The organism is Flavobacterium johnsoniae UW101 (assembly GCF_000016645.1).
In the GTDB taxonomy this organism is placed as follows: Bacteria; Bacteroidota; Bacteroidia; order Flavobacteriales; family Flavobacteriaceae; genus Flavobacterium; species Flavobacterium johnsoniae.
Genome location: NC_009441.1, coordinates 3,702,610 through 3,727,255, shown reverse-complemented (window position 1 = coordinate 3,727,255; position 24,646 = coordinate 3,702,610). Strand labels below are relative to the sequence as shown.

Sequence of the window (24,646 nt, the reverse complement as noted above, 5' to 3'; positions counted from 1 at the left end):
TTGTCTACATTTACATGAATATCCAAATATCACAACAAATGCAGAACAATCTCCTGGGAAGCTTGAAAGAGCACCAAAACAAATTATTGACCACATGGTCTCAGCTTTTACAAGCAAACGGATCTACTGATGGAGCAACAGAAGAAGAAGAATCAAAGGAGTTCGCCGCTCTTTTTCTAGATGCTTTACAGCATTCAAACGGAAATACTGAATCACACGAATTCGAAAAAGTTCATGACCTGTTAATCGGAATTTCAAGTTCGAGAGGCAGACGTGGTTTTTCTCCCCGCGAAAATGCACAATATCTGATTGCTTTTAAAGAAGCAGCTTCTAAAATTCTTTCAGAAACAGCATCTGATTCTACAGAATTATACAACGCTAATTTGCAATTATCTACGCTGCTGGATAACATGACAATCTTAACTTTTGAATCGTACATGAAAGGACGTGAAGATGTCATTTCAAGACAGATTGACGAGATTAGTGAAATTTCGACACCGGTTATCCGTGTTTGGGATGGTGTTGTGGCACTTCCTATTATAGGAACCCTTGACAGTTCCAGAACACAGGTGGTAATGGAAAATCTTTTGCAGCAAATTGTAGATACAGGCAGTTCTATTGCCATACTTGACATTTCAGGTGTGCCGGCGGTAGATTCACTGGTAGCACAGCATCTTATAAAAACGGTGAGTGCAACGAGATTAATGGGAGCAGAGTGCATAATCAGCGGTATTCGCCCTGAAATTGCACAGACTGTGGTGCATTTAGGAATAGATCTTACTGGAATTATTACAAAAGCTTCGCTTGCAAGCGCTCTTCAAACAGCCTTTGAAATGTTACAGCTTACGGTTGTGAAAAGAAAATAACGAATTAAGATTACTGACATGGAAAGAATTCCAATACTCAAGATGGGAGATTTTCTGCTGGTTACCATACAGGTTGATTTGTATGACCAATTGGCTGAAAATCTTGAATCTGATTTAATAAATACTATAAACAAGAACAATTCAAAGGGCGTTTTGATTGATATATCAGCAGTTTCCATTATCGATTCCTTTATGGGAAGGATTTTGGGAAATATCGCCGTTATGTCAAAAATTATGGATGCACAGACAGTAGTGGTGGGCATGCAGCCTGCGGTTGCTATTACACTGGTTGAACTTGGATTATCTTTAAACGGTGTTATTAGTGCTTTAAATGTTGAGAAAGGCATGGATTTGCTTCGCGCGAAAATGTACAATGGCGATAACGAGGAGCAGACGTATGACGACAGCAACGAATAAAGAAGAACTGCTTATTGTAAAAGAGCAGGATGTAGTTCCATTACGCAACCGCGTAAAGGAGTATGGCGTAAAAATTGGAATGAGTATTTTAAACCAGACCAAATTGATTACTGCTACAAGCGAACTTGTCCGTAATCTTCTGAAATACGGCGGAGGAGGAAAGGTTATTATAGAATCTGTAAGCAACGGCCGTGATCTTGGAGTACGCGTAACTTTTATTGATAAAGGACCGGGCATAAAAGATATTTCTCTGGCCATGCAGGATGGTTACAGCACCGGAAAAAGTTTAGGCCTTGGCCTGCCGGGCACAAAAAGGCTGGTGAATGAATTTGATATACAAACAGAATTAGGAAATGGTACAACCGTTACTATAATAAAATGGAAAAATGGATAATACTTTTTCCGTTTACAAAATTGATGATCGTAGTCTTGTCGCGTTCATCAAAAGAGAAATACATAATTTAGCACTTCAGTTAGGTTTTAAACCGCATAGAGCTGCTGAAACCGATATTATAATTGCCGAACTTACTTCTAATCTTATTAAATATGCAGGAGGCGGTGACTTGTTGTATCGGTCACATCATAATGGAAGCTGTAATGAGATAGAAATATATTGTCTTGATAAAGGAACTGGTATTGAAAATATTGCCAAGATAATGAAAGACGGTTATTCTACCTCGAGCACATTGGGACAGGGAATTGGTGCAATTAAAAGATTAAGCAATGATTTTCAGATTTATTCCATGCGCGGATGGGGAACTGTTCAATATATTAAAATTTGTGATAAAACTGATCTTTGCATTCCAAATTCCAATACAGGGTTGGATATCTCGGCATTAAGCGTAAACTATCCCGGTGAGCGCGTGTGCGGAGATGGATATCATATTAAATATACCAGAAAAGGTTTCCAAATTTTTGTTGGAGACGGATTAGGCCACGGGGCAAATGCTCACGAAGCAGTAGAACAGGCAGTCAGGGCTTTTAAGCAATGCGCTGAAAATGATCCTGTAGCAGTGCTTCGTTATGTTCATGAACATGTTAAAAAAAGCAGAGGACTTGTCGCTACTATTGCAGCTGTCGATTTTGAAGCAGAGACCTGGAATATCTGCGGGATAGGTAATATCAATACACGTATCTACAACGGACTTGATAACAAAACCTATACCCCGTATAATGGTATTATAGGTCACAATATTCCCCGCACGATCAATAGCACAGTTGTTCCCTATCAAAAACATCAGATTATTATCATGCACAGCGATGGGCTTCGAACAAGATGGAATTTAAGCGAACTTAATTCTATAATTAAACAGAGTCCGGCCATTATTGCCTCTGCCTTGTATATAGACAATGTGAGAGGAACTGATGATGCTACGGTTCTGGTTGGAAAAATTATTTAAGCTTTATGAAGGAAATTGTAAAAATTAATCTAGACAATGAAATGGACCTCATACTGGCTCATAAACGGTCAATGAAAATTGCTGAAATGTGCGGTATGCCGCTTTCGGCTCAGACCCGTTTTTCTACAGCTGTTTCAGAAGTGGCACGATGCTCCATTGCCAATGGGAAAAATTCTGTGCTGGTTTTGGGAATTAATACCATTAGAGCAAGCCACAAAGAAATAATGGCTGTGCTTACAGATAAAGTCGATCTTAAAAAATGCAATCCTGAAGCCTATAAATATGCTGCCAAAATATCAGGCAATATAGAATATAATTATGCTGACAACAAATCAGTAACAACTTTAAGCCATCAAGTCCCGTCACCCGGGCTTCTTTCAGATGCAAAGATCAATACTCTGGCAGATTATTTCAAATACGAACCGCCAATTTCTGCTTATGATGAAATCAGAAAAAAGAATATTGAGCTTGTAGCACTTTCAGAAAAGCTGGGAGAAAGTGAAAATCGATATAGAAACTTAGTGGATACAATTCCCGTTTTAATCTGCATCGTTAATGACCGAAATATGGTGCTGCTGGCAAATAATGCATTTGAATTTTATCTAAAAGTTCCTTTACTTTCTTTTGATAAAAAAAGCCTGAGCGCATTTATACATCATGACGATGTACAGCTGATTATTGAAGGATGGAGTAATGCAAAAAAAAACAGAGGAGATTTTTCTGCCGATATTCGTATTAAAAAAGAAGACATTTATATTTGGCATAATATTTCTATTATGCCAAATAAAGCCGAAGATGGTTCTGTAGGCAGCTGGCTTATTTATTTTGTAAATAATAATGCCCAAAAAATGATTGTTGAAGCGCTGAAGGATAATTCAGAGCTTAGAAAAATTCAGCTTGAGCTGGAAAGTGCGAACTCAAAACTTCAATTCAAAAACAAGGAACTGGAGCAGTTTGCCTTTATAACAAGTCATGATCTTCAGGAACCGCTGCGAAAAATCATGATTATGATTTCAAGAGCAGCAGAACATTTGACTGAGCAGCAGAAAACGCTTTATTATTTTGATAAAATTACGATGGCAGCCGGCAGATTATCTAATTTGATTTCAGACGTTCTTAATTACTCCCGTGTCAATAATCATGATAAATTTACTGCAGAAGTTGATCTTAATGATATCGTTGCACAGACTTTAGAAGATTTGAGTCTTATTATTGAAGAAAAAAAAGCCGTTGTAAATTTAAGTCCGCTTCCAGCTGTTAATGGAATAGGGACCCAGCTGCGCCAGCTGTTTTATAATTTAATAAATAATGCATTAAAATTTAATACAGCACACCCGGCAGTAAATATATCGTACCGTCTAATTTCAGCCCAAAGCAACACCTCTTTTGATCCTCAGGCTCCGTCAGGGAATTTTCATGTAATTTCAATTGAAGATAATGGAATTGGAATGGACAGCGAATATTCAGGCCGCATTTTTGATATGTTCCAGCGCCTGCACCAAAGAGATCAGTACAGCGGGAATGGTATTGGGCTGGCCTTGTGCAAACGTATTATTGAAAACCATAACGGAACCATTAATTTTACCAGTATACCAGGAAAGGGAACAACTTTTTGGATCTACCTGCCAAAAAATTAAAGCTTGTATTTTATAGTCTTATAGCTGTTTATCAATTTATATAAGAGATTTTAGCCAGCGATTGTATTTTTTCTATCTGCTTTAAATGTCTTATAATATGATTAATGTAAAATTCAAAAGTATCGCCTAGTTTTAGAGTGATTAATCTTGAGATCGATATTTTAATTTTTACTTTGTTCAAACTTACATTTCGCGATTGTTTTAACAAATCAAGCAATTTGAACTGCTGCTTTATAAATTGGTCGATAACTGTTTTGTCAAGTTTTTCATTTAAAGGATTTTTATCCTTAAAAGTTTTCATTTTGTTTAATTTCTCTTTGGGCAGCATGCTTTTTGCAAAATAACTACCTATTAAACCGCTTTTAAATTCAATTTCAGATCTGCTGTCAGTACTTTTGATTTTCTTTTCTATTTCCGGCAGATAAAAATTCCCGTACCTGTTTAAATGTTCGAGGCATTCAAGAATGTTCCAGGAAATCTCATCTTCTTTCCATGTTAATACCTTTAAATCATACGTTTTTAGTTTTTCAGCTTGCTGTATAATCTTTTCTGTCTGCTCTAAAAGAGCCGTAATAAATTTTTCTGACTGCATAAATTTAATTTTTATGTAAAGGTCAAAAAATAGATTTTTATAAATCTTGATTGAAATCAAGACTTTTTCAGGCGTGATAAAGTTTCAGGACTCATTCTTAAATAATTTGCAATGTGCCTGTTTGGAATTTCCTGAAAAAGCTGCGGACTTCGTTTTAAGACTCTTTCATATCTTTCTTTCGGCGAATTTTTCAGAAGGTCAATTTCGCGTTCCAGCTGTTGGACTCCAAGATTTTCTAAAATTGCTATCCATAAAATTTGGTTGTTTTTTAAGGCTAAAAATTCATCAATCTGTTTTTTGGTTATCACTTTTAAAACTGTTTTTTTTATGGCTTGAATGCACAAATTAGAAGGTTGTCCCGTTAGAAAAGAATCAAGTGCAACGATTAAATTTCCTGTATATCCAAATCTAATGTTTTGTTCATCGCTGCCGTCCAAAACAAAAATTCTCATGCTGCCGCTTTCTATATAGTATAAATTGGTATCTATACTGCCATTTACTTTTAGGAATTCATTTCTATTAATGGTTACCTCTTTGTCTGAAAGCGCTATGATTTCTTTCATTTTGTCTTTGTTTGTGGGTTAGGGATCAACTCTGATTACAAAAATCTATAATTAGATTTATATCACATCATAAATTTAGTTTTCTTTCAAACGGAATTTACTGAATTTCAAAATTAATAGTTGCTGATAGTATTAGAAAAAATCGGTAAGGCATAAATAATTCAAACTTAAAATAAATGATATCATGTAATTTATAGATAAGATTCTGTAAGAGGCAGATCTTTATTTGATTTAAATTTATGTCTGGAATGCAAAAATGTGAAAGTATAGGATAAAAAGCTGAATACTGCATTTCATCTTCAGGTTATCAGGTGTCAAACACATCATAAAAAATAGAAATACTGCTGTTAGATATCAGTGGTTTTTACTTGAAGATAATAATCCGAACCTTAAAAATGTAAATTCAATGACCGCCAACAATAAAAAACGTATTGCAATTATAGGAGGAGGTCCAAGCGGACTTTTTGTATATAAAAGATTGGTTGAATCTGGAAAGAATAATTTTGAAGTAGAAATCTTTGAACGTAAAGCACAACTTGGTTCAGGAATGCCATACAGCAGTGAAGGTGCAAACAATGAACATATTACCAATGTTTCCGGTAATGAGGTTCCGGATATTGTAATTCCAATGTCTGAATGGGTTCACATTGCGCCTCCGGAACTTCTTGAAAGATTTAAAATTAATCCGCATAAATTTAACGATTACAAAGTATTTCCCCGATTGTTTTTTGGGGAATATCTTGCTGCACAATTTGAAATGCTGATCGAGGCAGGATCTAAAGCCGGAATCAGTTCAGAAATACATTTTCAAAGTGTAGTAACTGATATTAAGTATGATACAAAAAGCAGTACAGTAGAGATTCAAACCGAAGCAGGGCAGACAAAAGTATTTGATTCAGCTGTTATCTGCACAGGACATAACTGGCCGAGAACTCATGAAGGAAAAATTCCGGGTTATTACGATGCTCCTTATCCTCCGCAAAAACTAGTGCAGAAGTTTAATCATACTGTGGCAGTTAAAGGCTCTTCTTTGACAGCGATAGATGCAGTGAGGACTATTGCAAGAAACAATGGTTCATTTGAATCAGACAAAGACGGGAACTTACTTTTTACTTTATTCCCTGAAAGCAGCGAATTTAAAATTATGATGCACTCGAAAAACGGTATGCTTCCTGCTGTACGATTCCATCTGGAAGATTCGCGTCTTTTCAATGATTCTTTATTAACCACTGATGAAATAGAAGATCACAGAAAAAATAATAATGGTTTTTTGTCGCTGGATTTTGTATTTGAAAAGAATTTTAAAGAGATATTCCGTGACAGGGATTATGATTTTTATGAACGCATCAAAGATTTATCAATTGAAGATTTTGTTGAAGAAATGATGAAACTCCGCGAGCGTTTGGATCCCTTCCTGCTTTTAAGGGCTGAATATGCCGAGGCAGAAAAATCAATTAAGAGACAGGAATCGATTTATTGGAAAGAGATGATTGGTGTGCTTAGTTTCGCCATGAACCATCCTGCAAAATATCTTTCAGCAGAAGACATGCAGCGGCTGCAGAAAGTCCTCATGCCGCTTATTTCAATTGTAATTGCTTTTATTCCGCAGAAATCCTGTGAAGAACTCCTCGCTCTTCATCATGCAGGTGTGCTTGATCTAATTTCTGTAGGTTCTGACAGTACAATAGAACCCCAGCTTAACGGCGGAATAGTATATCACTTCAGTGATGATGATCAGAAAAAGCATTCAGTTTATTATAAAACATTTATTGACTGTGTAGGCCAGCCTCACCTTGAATACAATAATTTTCCTTTTAAATCACTGTTGTCACAAAAAGCCGTAAGTCCTGCACGTTTAAAATTTAAATCGAACCAAGCCGGTCATGCAGCCTTTATACTCAATGAGAATTTAGTAAAAAAAGATGAGGCTGGTGACTATTTTATGAATGTTTCAGGCATAGCCATAAATGACAATTTTCAAGTTATTGATCAGTACGGAGCCTATAATAAAAACCTGTACATTATGGCGGTGCCGTACATAGGCGGACTTAATCCTGATTATTCTGGCTTAGATTTTTGTGAAGCAGCTTCAATGCAGATTATTCAGAATTTTTTGCAGGATTAATTAATTTCTAATCTTTTCTTGATTTAAAAATCAACACTGCAACTGATTTGCTGTAATCAAACAATTAGACATGAAAAACATAAAATCAAAGAAATCACACTAAGGAACTTTTAATAAATTATTGTTTTAAATTAGTAGAACACTGTTCAGACGGACATCATAACTATAATACGAAAAATCATGTACAAACACACTATTATATTCAAAACAGGGCAGTTGCTGCTTCCTGAAAAAACTGATCTTCATTTTGTCACAGATCTGCTGCACGTTGGACAGCTTGAACTTGATTACATAGGGAGCACCGCAGCTGTAAACAATAAAAATGCTGAAGAAGCCACGCTGCTGGTATTCCATTTTAATACTGATCAACAGCTGGATTACAGTATGCAGGAATCAGAAATTAACCATCTGCTGGCAGAGCTGCTTAAAAATGGGAATCCTAAAATCAGCACAAGCGGCAATGACATAAAGGTTGATCTTTAATATGATATTTAGAAACTTTTGTTGAATATCCGCCTAGCCAGCTTCCTGCGAGTTTCTCACTTGATCAGGTTGAAAATGCCGTAAATAAAAAGATAGAAGAAGGCATGATAAAAAATAAAAAATAGATTACTGAAAAAATCCAAACAATACAGACTCCAGAAATAATTTCATTTTTGGAGTTTTTTTATATATAAATGTTTCTTTAACATCTTTTTTTTGTTTTAAAGATTTAGTAAATATCTTTCCAATTTCAATTTTTGCAGTATCTCAAATTGCACACGAATTAATTTCATCCTCTTCATTTTTAATTCATGTCTCAATAATTTTATTGTGACCAGTCAACTGTTGTTTTTCCTGAGCATTTGCAGTAAAAATAGAGTAAAGAAATACCTGCTGAAAGGAGAAATAAAGATTTCATATAGTTTAGAACCAAAAAAATGATCCTCGCTAAAAGGTTCTATTTCATTTTTGCTTTGTATTATCAAAAGAAACTGTATAAAATGTCTATGCTTTTGATTGATAAATCCATCTTATAGAATCACATTATATATACATTTATTTTTCAGTTCAAATCCTATTATTCCATACTGAATTTTATTGAACAAGATTATTAATTATTGGTAATAGATTTTTGTTTTTATTGGGAGATTACCTGTTTAATCTCCCTTTGTTTTATGGTAAGATGATTTGAGATAATAATGATATTCAATTTATATGAAAAGAGAGAATTTTAAAATTAAAAAGAGCAATTCCTTAAAATTGCCCGTAATGTTTTTTTTGCTGTTATTTTTTTATGGCAGTAAAGTGTACTCCCAGAATAATGAAAAAACAAAAAGTGCTGCAGCAGTTATAGAAAGACTTGTCGGCCGTCGTGTCAATGAATTTGAACTGCATATTGTTGAAAACAACAATGAAAACAAAGATTGGTTTGAAATTGAAACAACAGATAATCTTGTAAAAATTAAAGCTTCAAATAATACAACAATCTGCTATGCCGCATACAACTTTCTGCGAGATATTGGAGCTGTTTTAGTGAGCTGGGAAGGAAACAGAATCAATCTTCCAAAGTCATGGCCTAAATATTCTAAAAAAGGAGACACTCCGTTTCCGTATAGAGAATATCTAAATGCCTGTACTTTTGGATATACCACGCCTTGGTGGGATTGGAAACGCTGGGAGCAAGAGATCGATTGGATGGCTTTGCATGGAATTAATCTACCAACCGCAATGGAAGGACAGGAAGCAGTATGGCAGGAATTATGGAAAGAATACGGATTAACCAGCACGCAGTTAGAAGCGCATTTTGCAGGACCGGCATTTTTGCCATGGCAGCGCATGGGGAATATAAACAGTCTCGAAGGACCATTGCCGCAAGAATGGTTCAGTAAAAAAGAAGAACTGCAAAAAAAGATATTAGAAAGAATGCGCACTTTAGACATGCATCCTGTTGTGCCGGCTTTTAGCGGTTATGTTCCAAAGGCTTTCGCCGAAAAACATCCCGAAGCCAAAATAACCGAACTCAATTCTTGGTCTGGCGGCGGTTTCGAAAGTACTTTTCTACTTGATTCAAAAGATCCTTTGTTTAAAAAAATTGGAAAACGTTTTATAGAAATCTATACCAAAATGTATGGAAAGTCTAATTTTTATTTAGCCGATTCTTTTAACGAAATTGAACCGCCGGTTACTGAACATAATAAATATGAAGAACTTGCCAATTACGGGAGTGCCATTTATGAAACTATTGAAGAAGCTGCTCCGGGAGCAGTTTGGGTGATGCAGGGATGGCTTTTTGGAGATAACAAAAATTTCTGGACAAAAGAAGCTACAAGCGCATTTTTAAGCAAAGTTCCTAATGACCGATTAATGGTTCAGGATTATGCCAATGATAGATATAAGGTATGGGAAAATCAGGAAGCATTTTACGGCAAACAATGGACTTACGGATATGTACATAATTATGGAGGATCGAATCCGGTATATGGAGATTTAAATTTCTACAAAAATGAATTGGTAAGTCTGCTCAAAAATCCGCATAGAGGAAATGTCGTTGGCTACGGCGCGATGCCGGAAGGATTAAACAACAATGCTATTGTTTATGAATTTATTTATGATCTTCCGTGGAGTAAGGGAGAGCAGTCTGTTAAAGACTGGCTTACAAATTATTTAAACGCAAGGTATGAACAAAAGACATCTGATTCTGTTTTTAAGGCTTGGGAATTATTATTAGAATCAGTTTACAGTACAAAATACTGGGAAACCAGATGGTGGAATGACAGGGCTGGAGCTTATTTACTGTTTAAAAGACCAACGGCGACAATTACAGAATTTAAAGGAAACCCAGGCGATAAGGATAAATTAAAAGAAGCGTTGGATATTTTAAAAGCAGAAGCTAAAAAATACGATAAAAAGAACTTTATACAATATGATTTAATTGATGCTTCAAGGCATTATTATTCACTCTCTATAGATGAAGACTTAGTCGAATGTGTAAAAGCCTATCAGCAAAAAGACATTACAAAAGGCGATCAGTTATTTAAAAAGATAGAAAAACAAGTTTTAGAAATAGATAAATCAATGTCTGGACAGCCGCTAAACAGCTTGAATTATTGGGTTAAGTCGGCATCAGAATATGGAAGTACGCCTGAAGTTTCTAAATTATATGTAAAAAATGCTAAAACATTAATTACACTTTGGGGCGGAGAAGGTCATTTGAATGATTATGCTTCAAGATCATGGCAGGGAATGTACAAAGGCTTTTACTGGCCAAGATGGAAAATGTTTTTGACAGCTTTCAAAAAGACTGCAGTCAATAATACACCATTTGATGAAACAAAAGAAAGAGAAGAAATTAAAAATTGGGAAATAAAATGGACAAAAAACAATTAAATGAAATCTCTCAATTGTAAATAATACGTAAATAAGCAGAAATAACAATCAACTGAAAACTAGAATGAAAAAACAACAAACCATAATCTTAAAATATATGAAATGAAATTTTACGAAATCGATTAATTAGTAAGTTTTTAATTATAGAAATTTATAAAAATAACTTAGCGAACCCTTATTATCATTGACTTTATTGAAATTATCCATGTTTATGAATAACTTGTCCATTTGTTAACATTTCTTTACCATTAATTTCGTCAATACTATTTAACCAATTAACCAAACATTAAAATGGAAAAACTTAAACTTTTATTATTAGCCTTATTCTTTGGCTTCTCCATTAATACCTGGGCACAAAAAACAGATGTGACTGGTGTAGTTTTAGATGACAAAGGAATTCCACTTCCAGCCGCTAACGTACTAGAAAAAGGTACGAGTAATACTGTAACGACAGATTTTGATGGGAAATTTAGAATTTCGGTTTCAAACAAAAATGCAACTCTGGTATTTTCTTTTATAGGATTTGAAGATCAGCCAGTAAAATTAGACGGAACAAAAACAAATCTTTCCATAAAGTTACAATCGGGTACTACTAACCTGGAGCAAGTTGTAGTAGTAGGTTATGGTAAAGGTTCTCGTAAAAACTTAACTACAGCTGTAACTTCTATAAAAGCAGATGAATTAAACCGAGGTGCTATCAGCGATGTTGGACAGCTTTTACAAGGTAAAGTTTCTGGTTTAAATATTTCATCCAGCGGCGACCCTACAAAAACTGCTTCGGTAGTTTTACGTGGTGCATCTACATTAAATAGTTCGCAAGGTCCTTTTTATGTAATTGATGGAGTTCCCGGAGTAGATATTTCAATTATTTCTCCAGATGACATTGCTACGATCGATGTTTTAAAAGATGCCGCTGCAACAGCTATTTATGGTAACCGTGCAGCAAATGGTGTAATCATGGTAACTACTAAAAGAGGAAGTAAAGACAGAACACAGATTGCTTATAATGGATATTATGGTTTTGAAGAAGTTTCGAACGAACTGAATATGATGAATGCAGATCAGCTTAGAGCTTTTACAACTAAAAACAATCTGAACTTTACACCGGAAAATGATAAAGGAGCTAATACAGACTGGCAGAAAGAAATTTTAAGATCAAGACGTGCCGTATCCAGCAGTCATAATATTTCGATGAGCGGTGGCGGCGAGCACGGAAATTATACGGCAAGTATTACTTCGATCCAAAAAGAAGGAGTATTGTTAAAAAGTGATTTCTCTCGTGTTATTGCCCGTTTATCTGTAGATCAATATGCTTTTGATGATAAACTTAAAATAGGTCTTAATGTTACCAATTCGACAAGTAATTATACCAATGTTCCACAACGTAATACGGTACTTTTACAAGCGGTAAGCCACCTTCCGGTTTCACCGGTAAGAAATCCTGATGGAAGCTTTTTCGAAAACTTTGTAAGCACAGGATATTTTAACCCAGTTGCTTTAATTGAGCACGGAACAGATGAAACAAAAACAAATAATCTTGTTGGAAACATTACTGCAGAATTAAAACTGCCTTGGGGTTTTACGTATAACTTAAATGTGGCACACCAAAGATTATCTACATCTCATGGAGAGTTCTATGATAGTTATTATTCAAGATACAATAGTGCGAATTTTTACAACAATCCAGATCCGCCTCAAACAAAAACGTTGATTAATTTTGGTGTAAATGGTTCTGCATTAAGAAATTCGTATGATAATACAAACAACATTGTTGAGAGTTTCCTAAACTGGGATAAAACTTTAGGCGGCCATAAAATAAAAGCTGTTTTAGGATATTCATGGCAGGAAAACACTTATGGTGACGGATTCCAAGCAACAGCAACTAATTTTCCTGTAGATAATGTTGGGTACAATAACCTTGCTTTGAGCAACTATACTTCTGTAAACGGTTATGTTGTAAATTTTGGAGACAGTAAAGCATATCAAAAAACACGTTTAATTGGAGAATTCGTTCGTTTGAACTATGGTTACAAAGACAAATACCTTTTACAGGGAACATTAAGAAGAGACGGAGGTTCTATGTTTGGAGCTAATAACCGCTGGGGATTTTTCCCTTCTGTGGGTGGAGCCTGGAGAGTTGACAAAGAAAACTTCATGAAAAATCAAAACTTCTTTACTGACTTAAAATTCAGAGGAAGTTATGGTGTAACAGGGAACTCATCAGGGTTTAATGCTTATACTGCACAGTTTATCTCAGGAAGTGTTGGAACTTTTTATTACAACGGACAGCAGATTGGAGCTTACGGACCAAATCAGGCAGCAAATCCAGATTTGAAATGGGAAAAAACAGCAACAGCAAACGTTGGGGTTGACTTTTCTATCTTAAAAGGAAAAATTACTGGTTCTGTTGATGTTTACGACAAGAAAACAACTGATATGATTTTTAACTATGCTGTAAATCCAGTACTTGTGCCAGTAGGAACAATTGTAGCAAACGGAGGAACAATGTCTAATAAAGGTATTGAGGTTAGTTTAGGGGCAACACCTGTAAAAACGGCAAATTTCAGCTGGTCTACCAATTTGAACCTGGCAAGCAACAAAAACAGAATCGTGAAATTGACAAATCCGTTGTTTATTGGTGGAGACTCTATTAGAAGAGTACAGCCTGATGGAGGCGGACAAACAGGAAGTACTTTACAGATTTTTAAAGAAGGAAAACCTCTTGGACAGTTCTTTACCCTTAAATATGCAGGAAAAGATGCAAACGGAGTTTCACAGTACTACGATAAAAATGGAAATTTAACAACAACACCATTAAACGGAGTAGATTATCATTATGTTGGAGATGCACAGCCAAAACTATTATTAGGATGGGGAAATACGTTTACTTACAAAAAGTTTGATTTAAGTGTGTTCTTCAGAGGAGTATTCGGAAACAAAATTTTCAATGCAACACGTGCCGATTTATTTAGGCCGAGTACCGCAATGACCACAAATATTTTGGTTGACGCTCAGGACGAATCGCCAAATGATTTGAACTCTTATAAATACTCGTCAAGATTTATTGAAGACGGAAGTTATTTAAGATTAGACAACATGACTTTAGGGTACAATTTTGGTAAAGTCGGGAAATTTATACAAAGCGTTCGTGTTTACGAAACGATAAATAACCTTTTTGTAATTACCAAATATTCAGGAATTGATCCGGAAGTTGAACAAGGAGGAACCGCTCCGGGTGTAGATTCGAACAACTTTTATCCTAAAACCAGAACTTTTATGTTTGGTTTAAACGTAATTTTCTAAAAAGTAAACTGAAATTATCATGAAAAATATATTAAAATATTTAGGACTCCCAGTACTTGCAGCTGGTTTGTTATGGTCGTGCGAAGATCTTGATGTGCCTATTACAACGCAGTTGACACCAGAAGTTTTTCCTCAAAATTCAACACAATATATTCAGACAACCGGACCGGTTTATGCCGCATTTAGAGGTGAGTTTTCATTTGCCTGGTGGTGGTCGCAGTCTCTGTCTACAGACGAAGCGATACTTCCGGCAAGAGGAGGAAACTGGTTTGATAACCGAAATTATATTGCGATGCATTTTCACGACTGGAATGCAGATAACGGAATCGTCGGAAGCCTTTGGGACTGGACTTCAAAAGTTATTGGGTTAAGCAATCAATCCATATCAATTTTGAACCAGTCAATGCCGGAAGGATCAGATAAAGCAACTCTAATTTCTGAATTAAAAACTATGCGTGCCATTTCGTATTTTATGATGATGGACAGTTATGGAGATGTACCGTTAGACACTGTTTACGGAGATTTTACAGCTCATGCTAAAACACCTAGAAAAGAGGTTTTTAATTTTATTGAAAAAGAATTAAAGAAAGCAATTCCGAATTTGAACGCCGCATCTGGAGTTACGACTTACGGAAGACCAAATAAACAAACTGCCAATGCAATGCTTGCAAAATTATATTTGAATGCAGCAGTATATACAGGAACAGAACGTAACAACGATTGTATTGCAGCCTGTGACCAGGTAATTAATTCAGGATTATATTCAATTGAGCCAAGAGCGACTTACCTTCAGATGTTTTACCCTAACAACGGACCACATATGAAAGAGTTCATTTTTGCGATTCCTTACGATCCTGCAGCCGTTACAGTAGGTTTCAACGGACAAATGTATCATGCACGTTATGATGTGCCTCGTTCTGAAAGAGCAAAATTTGGTCTGCCTTTTACGCCTAGTGCACCTAGAAGCACCCTGCCAGAATTTTATGCTTATTTTAATGATGCGAATGACATTCGTAATAAACAATGGCTTACAGGTTTACAATACATGAATGATGGTGTAACGCCAGTAATGGTTACAACAACTAAAAAAGGATACGATCAGTTTTACACAGGATCAGACGGAAGCGCAGCTTATACGTATCAGGTTAATTTGACGCCAAATATTATACCGCGCCAGAGTGCTACGCTGTTTGATTTAGGAAATGACGAAATTGCCTGGAATATGGGATATAGAAATATAAAATTCTATCCGGACAATACATCAACAAGCCGTAATCAAAATAATGATGTACCGTTTTTACGTTATTCAGATATACTTTTAATGAAAGCAGAAGCCATCTTACGCGGCGGAGCAGTAACTCTGGGACAAAGTTCAGATGCGCTGGTAAATATGGTTCGTTCTAACAGAACTACATCTGCAGCGTTGAGCGGTGTAACTTTAGAACAGCTTTATCAGGAAAGAAGCCGAGAATTTGCTCAGGAAGCTTGGCATAGAAATGATATGATCCGTTTTGGAAAATATGAAGGAGCATGGGGATACAAAACAAATACAGATGTTTACCGTCGTGTTTTCCCAATTCCAACAAATGCAATGGTTTTAAATCCGGCTCTAACTCAGAACGACGGATATTAAGATAACAATTTAGTTTAGTACGCGCCTTGTCAGCATTTTAATTTTAAAAGGAGAGGAGAGCAAAACTCTTCTCCTTTTTTACTAAGGTAAACTGATTTCGTAGTTGCTCATGAAAATCAGTTCAGTTTTTGTTTGTTTGAATGAACACAAAGCTTAGTTGAATGTCGTTTCGGAAAAATCATTGAAAGATTAAGCTTTGTAACATTCTTTAAGGTACTGTTTTGAGAATTTATTGTAATTCTCACAGGAAATCCTTTGCCTTAGATTTTCGATTTAAAAAAAATCAAAACAAACAATCCTGCTCAAAATCACTATTGCCCCATCAATACAAGAATTAAATGGAATTAAAAAAAATCTATAAAATAGGACATATTGCAATAAGTCTAACACTTATTTTTTTAGTGTCATGCAGCGCCCAGAAAAAACTTTCTCTGCAAAAGAAACAAATTTCAGATATGGTTTATCCGCTGCTGGACACCGAAAATTCAAGATGGTTTTACTTTTCATCAGCAAGCCGTCCTTTTGGTATGGTAAATTTAAATCCCGATACAGAAATTAAAGGAGATTGGGGAGGCGGTTATAAATATACGACAGATACTGTCAAAGGTTTCAGCCACGTACACGAATGGCAGATGTCGGGTGTATCAGTAATGCCCGTAACAATTTCGAAAGAAAATAAAGCGGCAATTTTTAAAGATTTTTATTCGAAATTCAGTCATAAAGCTGAAGTAATAACTCCAGGATATCATTCACTAAAACTAGATCGATATCAGATTACAGCAGAATTAACGAGTACCAAAAGAGTTGGTTTTCATAAATATACATTTCCAGTTAAAGGACAAAAAGCCGTTCTCTTTAATCTGAATACCATTTTAGGGCCTTGCGAAAACACCAACGGTAAATTAGAAAAAAACAACGATTATGAACTTTCAGGATCTTTAGTTTTAAGTACTAATTTCAGACGTCCAAAACCATTAACCGTATTTTTTAAAGTTAAAACAAGTGAGCCGATTTCTTCTGTTGAAAGAGACGATGCTACAGGAAATTATTTGATTCATTTTGATAAAACCAAAGAACAAGTATTAATGAAAGTCGGTATTTCTTATACCTCAATTGAGAATGCCAATAACAATATTGAAACAGAATTACCGTATTGGGACTTCAATAAAACAACTGCCGATTCTCAAAAAGAATGGAGCAATTTGTTAGGAAGAATAAAAATAGAAGGCGGAACAGAAACTGACCAAAGAAGATTTTACACTGATTTATGGCATGCTCTGCAGGGAAGAAAAATGATTAGTGATGCAAATGGAGCCTATCCTGATAATACAGGGGACATATTCAGGATAGGACATTTGCCTTTAAAAGCAGACGGAAAACCAAAATTCAACCACTATAATTCAGATGCTTTTTGGGGAGCACAATGGACCATCAATAACCTTTGGGGATTGGTATATCCTGAAATTATGGAAGAATTTGTGTATTCGCTGATGCAGTATTACAAAGACGGAGGAATAATCCCGCGCGGTCCTTCTGGAGGAAATGATACGTATGTAATGACAGGAGCTTCGACAACCCCCTTTATTGTCAGCGCGATTCAAAAAGGAATTGTAAAAGAAAATCTGGAAAAAATTTACATCGCACTTAAAAAAAATCATATGCCCGGCGGTATTATGGAAAAAGCCGGATATGAACACAATACCAATATTGGCGGAGGCTTAAAGTATTATTTAGAAAAAGGATATGTGCCGTATCCGCTTCCAGACGGCAATTTCGGAAGCCACGAAGACGGTGCAAGCCAGACTTTGGAATATGCGTATCAGGATTGGACTTTGGCACAGCTCGCTAAAAAACTCAATCATGAAGAAGATTATCTATATTTCATGAAAAGAGCCAAAAACTATAAAAATGTTTTTGATGCTGAAATAGGCTGGATGCGTCCGAAAAACGCAGACGGGAAATGGCGTGAAAATTACGATCCGTATCAATACGAAAACGGATTTATAGAATCAAACGGTGCGCAGTCAACGTGGTTTGTACCGCATGATATTTTAGGTCTGGCTGATTTAATGGGAGGAAAAGAAAAAGCAGCGGCAAAATTAAATGCGCAATTTGAAACCGCTAAAAAACAAAATTATACTTCTGGCACATCGCACGATGCAGAATTGCACCCGGAGTTTAGCAGAATTCCTGTAAATTTCGGAAATCAGCCGTCTATGCAGACTTCTAATATCTTCACCATTTTAGGAAGACCAGATTTAACACAGTATTGGACAAGAAATGTGGTAAAAGAAACCTTCAGCGGTTTATCGCCAGCAACAGGTTATAACGGAGATGAAGATCAGGGATTAATGGGAAGCCTGAATGTCTTGTTGAAATTAGGTTTGTTTCAAATGAACGGAGGAACAGACCAAGACGCTGTTTATCAAATAGGAAGTCCGATATTTAATAAGATTACGATAACATTAAATCCAAAATATTATTCAGGAAAAACATTTGTAATTAATGCTCAGAAAAATAGTCCTGAAAATGTGTATATCAAAGACATAAAATACAACAACAAACACGTAAAAGATTTTACACTAACCCATAAAGAGATTACAAACGGAGGAGAACTGATCCTGCAGATGTCAGCAAGAAAGTAAAATAAAGAAGCAATGAAAATATACAGTAAAAATATACTTTTAGGAATATCACTTTTGTTTGCGATAACTTCTTATGCCCAAAAAACAGTTTACCAATATGTAGATCCCATGATTGGATCTGAAGGAGTCGGCAGGGTTTTTATCGGGCCTTCTTGTCCGTACGGAATGGTAAAGCCAAGTCCTGATTGTACAGTAAGTCCAAACAGCGGATGGCTTCCAATGCCTAAAGAAGTTACAGGATTCAGTCAGGTGCATGTGAGCGGAACAGGCGGCGGTCCAAAATACGGGAACATCTCAATTATGCCATTTTCCGGAGCTTTAGACAAAATGGATCAGACTTCTTTCAGAGCAGAAGAAAATGTAAAATTGGGTTATTATGAAACGGTTTTCAAAGAAAACAATATTAAAACCGAAATAACGACTGGAGAAAAAGTTTCATTTTACAGAATAACCTATCCAAAAGATAAATCAAAAGAATTAAAAATTGACCCTGGATTTTTCCTTGGAGAAGAAAAGATTCCAGATGCCAGAGAAGCACAGCAGTTTGTAGGTTCTCAGATCGAAATAGTTTCAGATACCGAAGTAAGAGGTTACAGCCGAATCAGGGGAGGATGGAATAACGGACGCGCTTATACCGTTTATTTTTGGGCCGTTTTCGATCAGCCTATTGCTAAATATGTCACTTTTAAAGACGGCATGTTTTACAACAATCAAAAAGCACAGTTTGATTCAGGAAAGAAAACCGGAGCATTGCTTTCTTTTGGAAATTCAGGAAAAGAAGAATTAAATGTCAAAATAGGAATTTCATTTTTGAGTGAATTAAAAGCCAAAAATAATATAGAAATCGAAATCCCGCATTGGAATTTCAATACCGTTTTAGTCGCTTTAGAAAATAAATGGGAAGATTTATTAAGCCGAATCAAATTATCGGATGATACCTCGGTAGAGTACAGAAAAATGTTCTACACAGGTTTGTACCACACGATGATTATGCCGGTTGACAGAACGGGCGAAAACCCATTATGGACCAATGATGAACCGTATTACGATGATTTTTATACCATTTGGGACACCTTTAGAACCTCAAGTCCGTTAATCACTTTAATTGATAGTAAACGAAAAGTAGATATTATCAACGCGATGCTGAATATCTACAAACGCGAAGGCTATATGCCCGAAGGAAGAAGCGGCAATGATAACGGACGAACTCAAGGCGGATCTAACGCTGAGGTTGTAATTGCCGATGCTTTTGTGAAAAATTTAAAAGGAATAGATTACGAACTGGCTTTACAGGCCATGATTAAAGATGCGACAGTGCCTCCCGGAGGAAATGAAGAAAGAGAAGGAAGAGGCGGACTGATAGATTATCTGAAATTAGGTTACGTTCCGTACGGCACAGACCGCGCAGGAAACCGAACAATAGATTATTCATACAACGATTATAACATTGCCACAGTAGCCAAAGGTTTGGGTAAAACAGATTTGTACAATCAATACATCAAACAGGCCGAGAACTGGCAGAATTTATGGCGTGCCGATTATGAAAATAACGGTGCAAAAGGATTTATTATGCCAAAAGACAAAGATGGAAACTGGCTGGATGATGTCGTTTTCGGAGAATCCAAAATCCAAAAACCAACTTTTAAATATACGCCTGTCATTATCGAATCACCTTGGTATGTCTGTCATTGGTGCGTATTTTTCTACGAAGGAACTTCTTGGGAATATTCATTTAGTTTACCGCATGATATTCCGGAATTGGTAAAAAAATCAGGAGGAGAAAAAGCATTCGAAAAACGATTAGATATATTCTTCGATAATAATTTATTTAATGTTGCCAACGAACCTTCATTTCTTACACCTTGTTTGTATCATTGGATTGGAAAACCCTATTTAAGCAGCGATAGAATCAGAACCATTATCAAGGATAATTTCAATACATCGAGAGAAGGTCTTCCCGGAAATGATGATTCTGGAGCGATGTCTTCATGGCTGGCTTTTCATATGATGGGATTATATCCAAATGCGGGACAGCCTTATTATCTAATCAATACGCCTTTAATTAAGGAAGTATTTGTAAAATTAGAGAATGGTAAAAGTTTTAAAATCACCACTAAAAAAATGAGTGATAAAAACAGATATATTAAAACTGCTTTGCTAAACGGAAAACCATACAACAAAGCATGGATTTTACATGACGATATTAATAACGGAGGAGAACTGATTTTAGAAATGGATTCGAAACCTTCAGCTTGGGGAACAACAATTTTACCACCAGCAAAATAAAAATGATGAGTAAGATGAAAAATATATTTTTAGTTATTCTTTTCTGTGCCATTTATCAAACAACAATCGCACAGAATTATGTTCCGACATTGAAAAATAATACCCAGCTGCATTATGTCTGCAAACTGCACGGACAAACCAGAACTTTACAGCTTACGGCCGAAATTTCAAAAAACGCATTGGCTTTTAAACTAGAAACAAGAGGCGTAAATAGTAAAATAGTAATGCTTCCCGAAGCAGTAAAAAGCGGAAATGCTTTGAGTTTTAATCAAGGAGAATATGCACCTGTTTTGAACTTAGAATCAAACGAAACGTTTTTTATGATTTCGCAGTCGGCTTATCAGGATTTAGTCAAAAACAATTCCTTTGTTTACAATAATACAACTTATGTTCTCGATAAAAGTTATGATAAAAATGGAATTTCTATTGATGGAAAAACAATTGATGCATTGCACGTAAAAGCACAAATAGACGAAACCGAAATGTGGATTATCAAAAATCCGGAGTTTCCTTTAATCTGTAAAATCATCAAAAACCCGTTAGGAATTAATCCAACATTAGTAAAAGTAGTAGATTAATAAAATTGGGATTGTTTTTTTAGTGAGTCAAATTGGTTTTAAAGCCACAGATTAAAAGGATTAGAAAGATTTTTAATAAAACTAATTTAATCTGTGTTAATCATTTTAATCTGTGGCAAAAAATAGTATAGTTAGAAAAGAAAAAGACATTTGTTATCTAAGAAATTTCACATTTTTAGTATTAATTGATAATTTCCAAACAATAGATAGAATTCTTAGTAGATTGTTGAAAGTTGTTTTTAAATTTACAGGAATTACACTTAAACTTATAATATTTTAAATTATGAAACTATCTATCGTAACCTCTTTACTTTTTTGCTGTGTTTGTTTTGGACAGAATAATACAGACAACAGTTTGTATATGAAGTCAGACAAAATTACATATCTAACAGATATCGGCTCAGAATCAGGAGATTTATATAAAACAATCGGGCATCACGGTCCGGCAGTTGAAAACGAGTGGATGGCATTGCGAATTTATTTCAGCGATAAAGTAGCAATTGACGTTTATTCTAAAGCCAAACCAGGTTTAGAATTAAGAAAAGCAAATTGGTACCCAACACCGGAACAGCAAAAAGAAGGCTGGGGAGCTGATTATTATAAAGTAGCTTCAACAGTTGGTTTAGGAGGAGTAAAACTTTGGGATGGAGAAAAAGTTGTGCCTTTAAATCCGGTAACCAATCGTTTGGCAAGAGTAGGGAAAACAGATACGACTTCCTGGATGGAAATGATTTCAAGAGGCGTGCCTTACAAAGGAAAAAAAGTAGACATTTTAGTTCGCGTAACAGTATTTTCAGGTAAAAGAGAAGCAAAAGTTGAAGCTGTTTCTTTAACTGGAGAGAAAGTACAATTTGCCACAGGAGTAAATTACTTTAAAGATTGTGCAACGAAAAAAGGTGCAGATTATATTGCAGTTTGGGGAAAACATCCGGAAGATGTGGCAGCCGAAATTGTTGAAGTTGGAGGAGCAATTAAATACAATCCGAAAGATTTTGAAAAAACTACAGACGACGGAACGCAGTATTTATTGATTTCTAAACCAGCAAAGAACTTAGAAACAACCATTTTATCTTCATGTGCAAGAGAAACAGAATTAAACACTTTAGATAAATTGGAAGCATACATTAAAAAATAATAGAATTATCCTTTAAGCAAGAACGCGGATTAAACGGATTTACTTCGTAAAGACGCGGATAAAAACGGATAATCTATTTATATTTTTAAAAGATTAATAAAACCCGATTTTATCCGCGTCTTCGCGTTAGCGAATCTGTTTAATCCGCGTCTGATTTTACAGGTTTTCTATTTTTAAAATAAGATAAATAAAGGATAATCATAAAAATAAAACCAGCAAAATACATGTTTAGAACATCGGCTATACTAGTACTATTATTCTTTTTATCTTCCTGCAAATCACAGCAGAACACTAAAAAAGAAGTTCAGATTGCTTTTATAGCCGATGCTCATTTACAGGATATTTTTGCCAAATTTGAAGACAGCAATTATAACGGAATTCCAAATCCGGCAACAGGCAAATATGCCAATATCCGAACCATGAATTCGCAATTGCATTCTACCCGAATTTTCAATGAAAATTATTTCGCCTTTTTAGAAGCCTTAAATGACATTGTAAAAAGAGACATCAAACAAGTTGTGCTTCCGGGTGATTTCAGCGACGACGGACAGCCTGTTCACGTTCGCGGACTGCGAAAAATACTCAACGAATATTCTCAAAAACACGGACTTTCTTTTTATGTCACTACAGGAAATCACGATGTTGTAAGACCGTTTTCTCAAGATGCCATAAAAACTGATTTTTTAGGAAAAGATGGGAAAGAGCAGATTATCAGCAGTTCTCCAGATAATCTTGGTAAAAACAAAAAAGAACTGGAACCCATCATTACTGCCGATATAAAAAACTGGGGTTACAAAGAAACCATTAACGAAATGCGTGATTTTGGTTTTTTTCCTAAAAAGACTGATTTATATTGGGAAACACCTTTTTCTAATTACAATTATGACAATTACAATTTTGAGGAAGCTCAAAAAGAATCCGTTTTAGAAAAAAGAACGTATCTAATAAAAAACACCAATTTGTATCTGCCTGATGCCAGCTATCTGGTTGAACCAATAAAAGGAATCTGGCTTTTGGCGATAGATGCGAATGCGTATGTTCCGAATGAAAAATTATCAGGAGAGCCTAATAATCCGTATGATTTTTCGGGAGCGAATACGGGGTATAATAACGTTCTGATTTATAAAAATCACCTTTTAAATTGGGTGAAAAAAGTTGCTGCGGAAGCGAAACAAAGAGGAAAAGTGCTTATTGCTTTCAGTCATTATCCAATGGTTGATTTTAATGACGATGCTTCGCCTGAATTAAAACAGCTTTTTGGAGCCAATAAAATGCAATTGCAAAGAGTTCCTGATGAAGAAGTAGCACAGCAATTTGCCGATGCCGGAATTCAGATTCATTTTGGCGGACACATGCACATCAACGACACTGGTGTTAGAACATCGGCAAAAGGAAATACTTTGTTTAATATCCAGACGCCATCGCTTGCTGCGTATATGCCGGCTTACAAAATATTGACCATTCATTCTCATTCTGATCTCGAAGTAGAAACAGTTGTCATTGGCAAAGTCAATAAATTCAATAGTTTATTTCCTTTTTATGAACAAGAATATGCTCATTTAAAAGAAATTAAAAGCAAGGATATCTGGAATAAAGAAATTCTGAAAGCCAAAGATTATGAGGATTTTACCAATTGGCATTTAAAGGAATTAGTTCGTTTGCGTTTTTTACCGGAAGATTTTCCGGCCGATTTTTTAAAATCAATTGTAAACCTTTCAGGAAAAGATTTATTGCTGATTAATGATGATAAAACCGAGATTGATTCCCTTTTGAAATCCAATTCTTTGACAATTTCTGATTTTGAATCGTGGACAGGATTTGATATGATTTTCGATTTTTATCGACTAAAAAGCGCCGATGAACTGGCCTTTTCAAAAATTGGAAAGAAAAGATTAAAACAATACGAACTGATATGCAGTCAGTTAAAAAAAGCAAACGATCCTAAATTGGTTTTGTGGGCGGCAATATTCCTTAAAACCATGAACGGCGAGCCTTCAGATCATTTTAAAATTGATTTAAAAAACAACAAAATTGATAATTTATCTGTTAAATAATTTTGATATTTATTAAATCAAAAAGATTAAATTGCATTTATAA

Annotated in this window: 17 protein-coding genes; 15 read left to right on the top strand and 2 right to left on the bottom strand. The window is 35.4% G+C overall.

Annotated features, from left to right (window positions below):
* Positions 1-38 precede the first annotated feature (38 nt).
* Genes FJOH_RS16285 through FJOH_RS16265 form a run of 5 tightly spaced genes read left to right on the top strand, consistent with a single transcriptional unit; the run spans position 39 to position 4,320 of the window.
* A complete protein-coding gene (locus FJOH_RS16285) occupies positions 39-866 on the top strand; it encodes an STAS domain-containing protein (protein WP_044047790.1) in 828 nt (275 codons plus the stop codon).
* Between the two features lie 18 nt (positions 867-884).
* Positions 885-1,283 (top strand): STAS domain-containing protein, encoded by a 399-nt coding sequence (locus FJOH_RS16280; RefSeq protein WP_012025123.1) that lies wholly within the window; start codon positions 885-887, stop codon positions 1,281-1,283.
* Complete coding sequence (locus FJOH_RS16275; protein WP_012025122.1) at positions 1,264-1,677, top strand: anti-sigma regulatory factor; 414 nt, start codon at positions 1,264-1,266, stop codon at positions 1,675-1,677. The genes FJOH_RS16280 and FJOH_RS16275 overlap by 20 nt, the downstream gene beginning before the upstream one ends.
* Entirely contained in the window at positions 1,670-2,683 is a 1,014-nt protein-coding gene (locus tag FJOH_RS16270; protein ID WP_012025121.1) for a SpoIIE family protein phosphatase, read from the top strand. Before FJOH_RS16275 ends, FJOH_RS16270 begins: the two co-directional genes overlap by 8 nt.
* A gap of 5 nt (positions 2,684-2,688) precedes the next feature.
* The gene (locus FJOH_RS16265; protein ID WP_012025120.1) at positions 2,689-4,320 is read left to right on the top strand and encodes a sensor histidine kinase; all 1,632 of its coding nucleotides are present in this window, start codon (positions 2,689-2,691) and stop codon (positions 4,318-4,320) included.
* Between the two features lie 31 nt (positions 4,321-4,351).
* Here the strand turns inward: FJOH_RS16265 and FJOH_RS16260 are convergent, their stop codons facing one another.
* Together FJOH_RS16260 and FJOH_RS16255 are read right to left on the bottom strand one after the other, a co-directional pair.
* Positions 4,352-4,912 carry a DinB family protein gene (locus FJOH_RS16260; RefSeq protein WP_012025119.1) on the bottom strand — a complete coding sequence of 187 codons (561 nt, stop codon included), beginning with the start codon at positions 4,910-4,912 and terminating at the stop codon, positions 4,352-4,354.
* Between the two features lie 56 nt (positions 4,913-4,968).
* Positions 4,969-5,475, bottom strand: coding sequence for a Crp/Fnr family transcriptional regulator (locus FJOH_RS16255; RefSeq protein ID WP_012025118.1), 507 nt, complete (start codon positions 5,473-5,475; stop codon positions 4,969-4,971).
* A 406-nt stretch (positions 5,476-5,881) separates the two neighbouring features.
* Between FJOH_RS16255 and FJOH_RS16250 the strand changes: the two genes are divergently transcribed.
* The 10 genes from FJOH_RS16250 (at position 5,882) to FJOH_RS16205 (ending at position 24,603) form a co-directional block, all read left to right on the top strand.
* Entirely contained in the window at positions 5,882-7,600 is a 1,719-nt protein-coding gene (locus FJOH_RS16250; RefSeq protein ID WP_012025117.1) for an FAD/NAD(P)-binding protein, read from the top strand.
* A gap of 180 nt (positions 7,601-7,780) precedes the next feature.
* On the top strand, positions 7,781-8,083 hold the full coding sequence (locus FJOH_RS16245; RefSeq protein WP_012025116.1) for a hypothetical protein: 303 nt from the start codon (positions 7,781-7,783) through the stop codon (positions 8,081-8,083).
* Between the two features lie 768 nt (positions 8,084-8,851).
* Positions 8,852-10,969, top strand: a complete 2,118-nt coding sequence (locus tag FJOH_RS16240) for an alpha-N-acetylglucosaminidase (protein ID WP_235023020.1) — start codon at positions 8,852-8,854, stop codon at positions 10,967-10,969.
* 291 nt (positions 10,970-11,260) lie between these two features.
* Positions 11,261-14,272, top strand: coding sequence for a SusC/RagA family TonB-linked outer membrane protein (locus tag FJOH_RS16235; protein WP_012025114.1), 3,012 nt, complete (start codon positions 11,261-11,263; stop codon positions 14,270-14,272).
* Between the two features lie 19 nt (positions 14,273-14,291).
* Positions 14,292-15,905: a RagB/SusD family nutrient uptake outer membrane protein gene (locus tag FJOH_RS16230; protein WP_012025113.1), complete on the top strand. Its 1,614-nt coding sequence runs from the start codon at positions 14,292-14,294 to the stop codon at positions 15,903-15,905.
* Positions 15,906-16,243: 338 nt separating this feature from the next.
* Positions 16,244-18,550, top strand: coding sequence for a GH92 family glycosyl hydrolase (locus FJOH_RS16225; RefSeq protein WP_012025112.1), 2,307 nt, complete (start codon positions 16,244-16,246; stop codon positions 18,548-18,550).
* 12 nt (positions 18,551-18,562) lie between these two features.
* The gene (locus FJOH_RS16220; RefSeq protein WP_012025111.1) at positions 18,563-20,836 is read left to right on the top strand and encodes a GH92 family glycosyl hydrolase; all 2,274 of its coding nucleotides are present in this window, start codon (positions 18,563-18,565) and stop codon (positions 20,834-20,836) included.
* Positions 20,837-20,850: 14 nt separating this feature from the next.
* Positions 20,851-21,414, top strand: a complete 564-nt coding sequence (locus tag FJOH_RS16215) for a hypothetical protein (RefSeq protein ID WP_044047789.1) — start codon at positions 20,851-20,853, stop codon at positions 21,412-21,414.
* A 283-nt stretch (positions 21,415-21,697) separates the two neighbouring features.
* Positions 21,698-22,549: a DUF4861 family protein gene (locus FJOH_RS16210; RefSeq protein WP_012025109.1), complete on the top strand. Its 852-nt coding sequence runs from the start codon at positions 21,698-21,700 to the stop codon at positions 22,547-22,549.
* Between the two features lie 224 nt (positions 22,550-22,773).
* A complete protein-coding gene (locus FJOH_RS16205; protein WP_012025108.1) occupies positions 22,774-24,603 on the top strand; it encodes a metallophosphoesterase family protein in 1,830 nt (609 codons plus the stop codon).
* Positions 24,604-24,646: the final 43 nt, after the last annotated feature.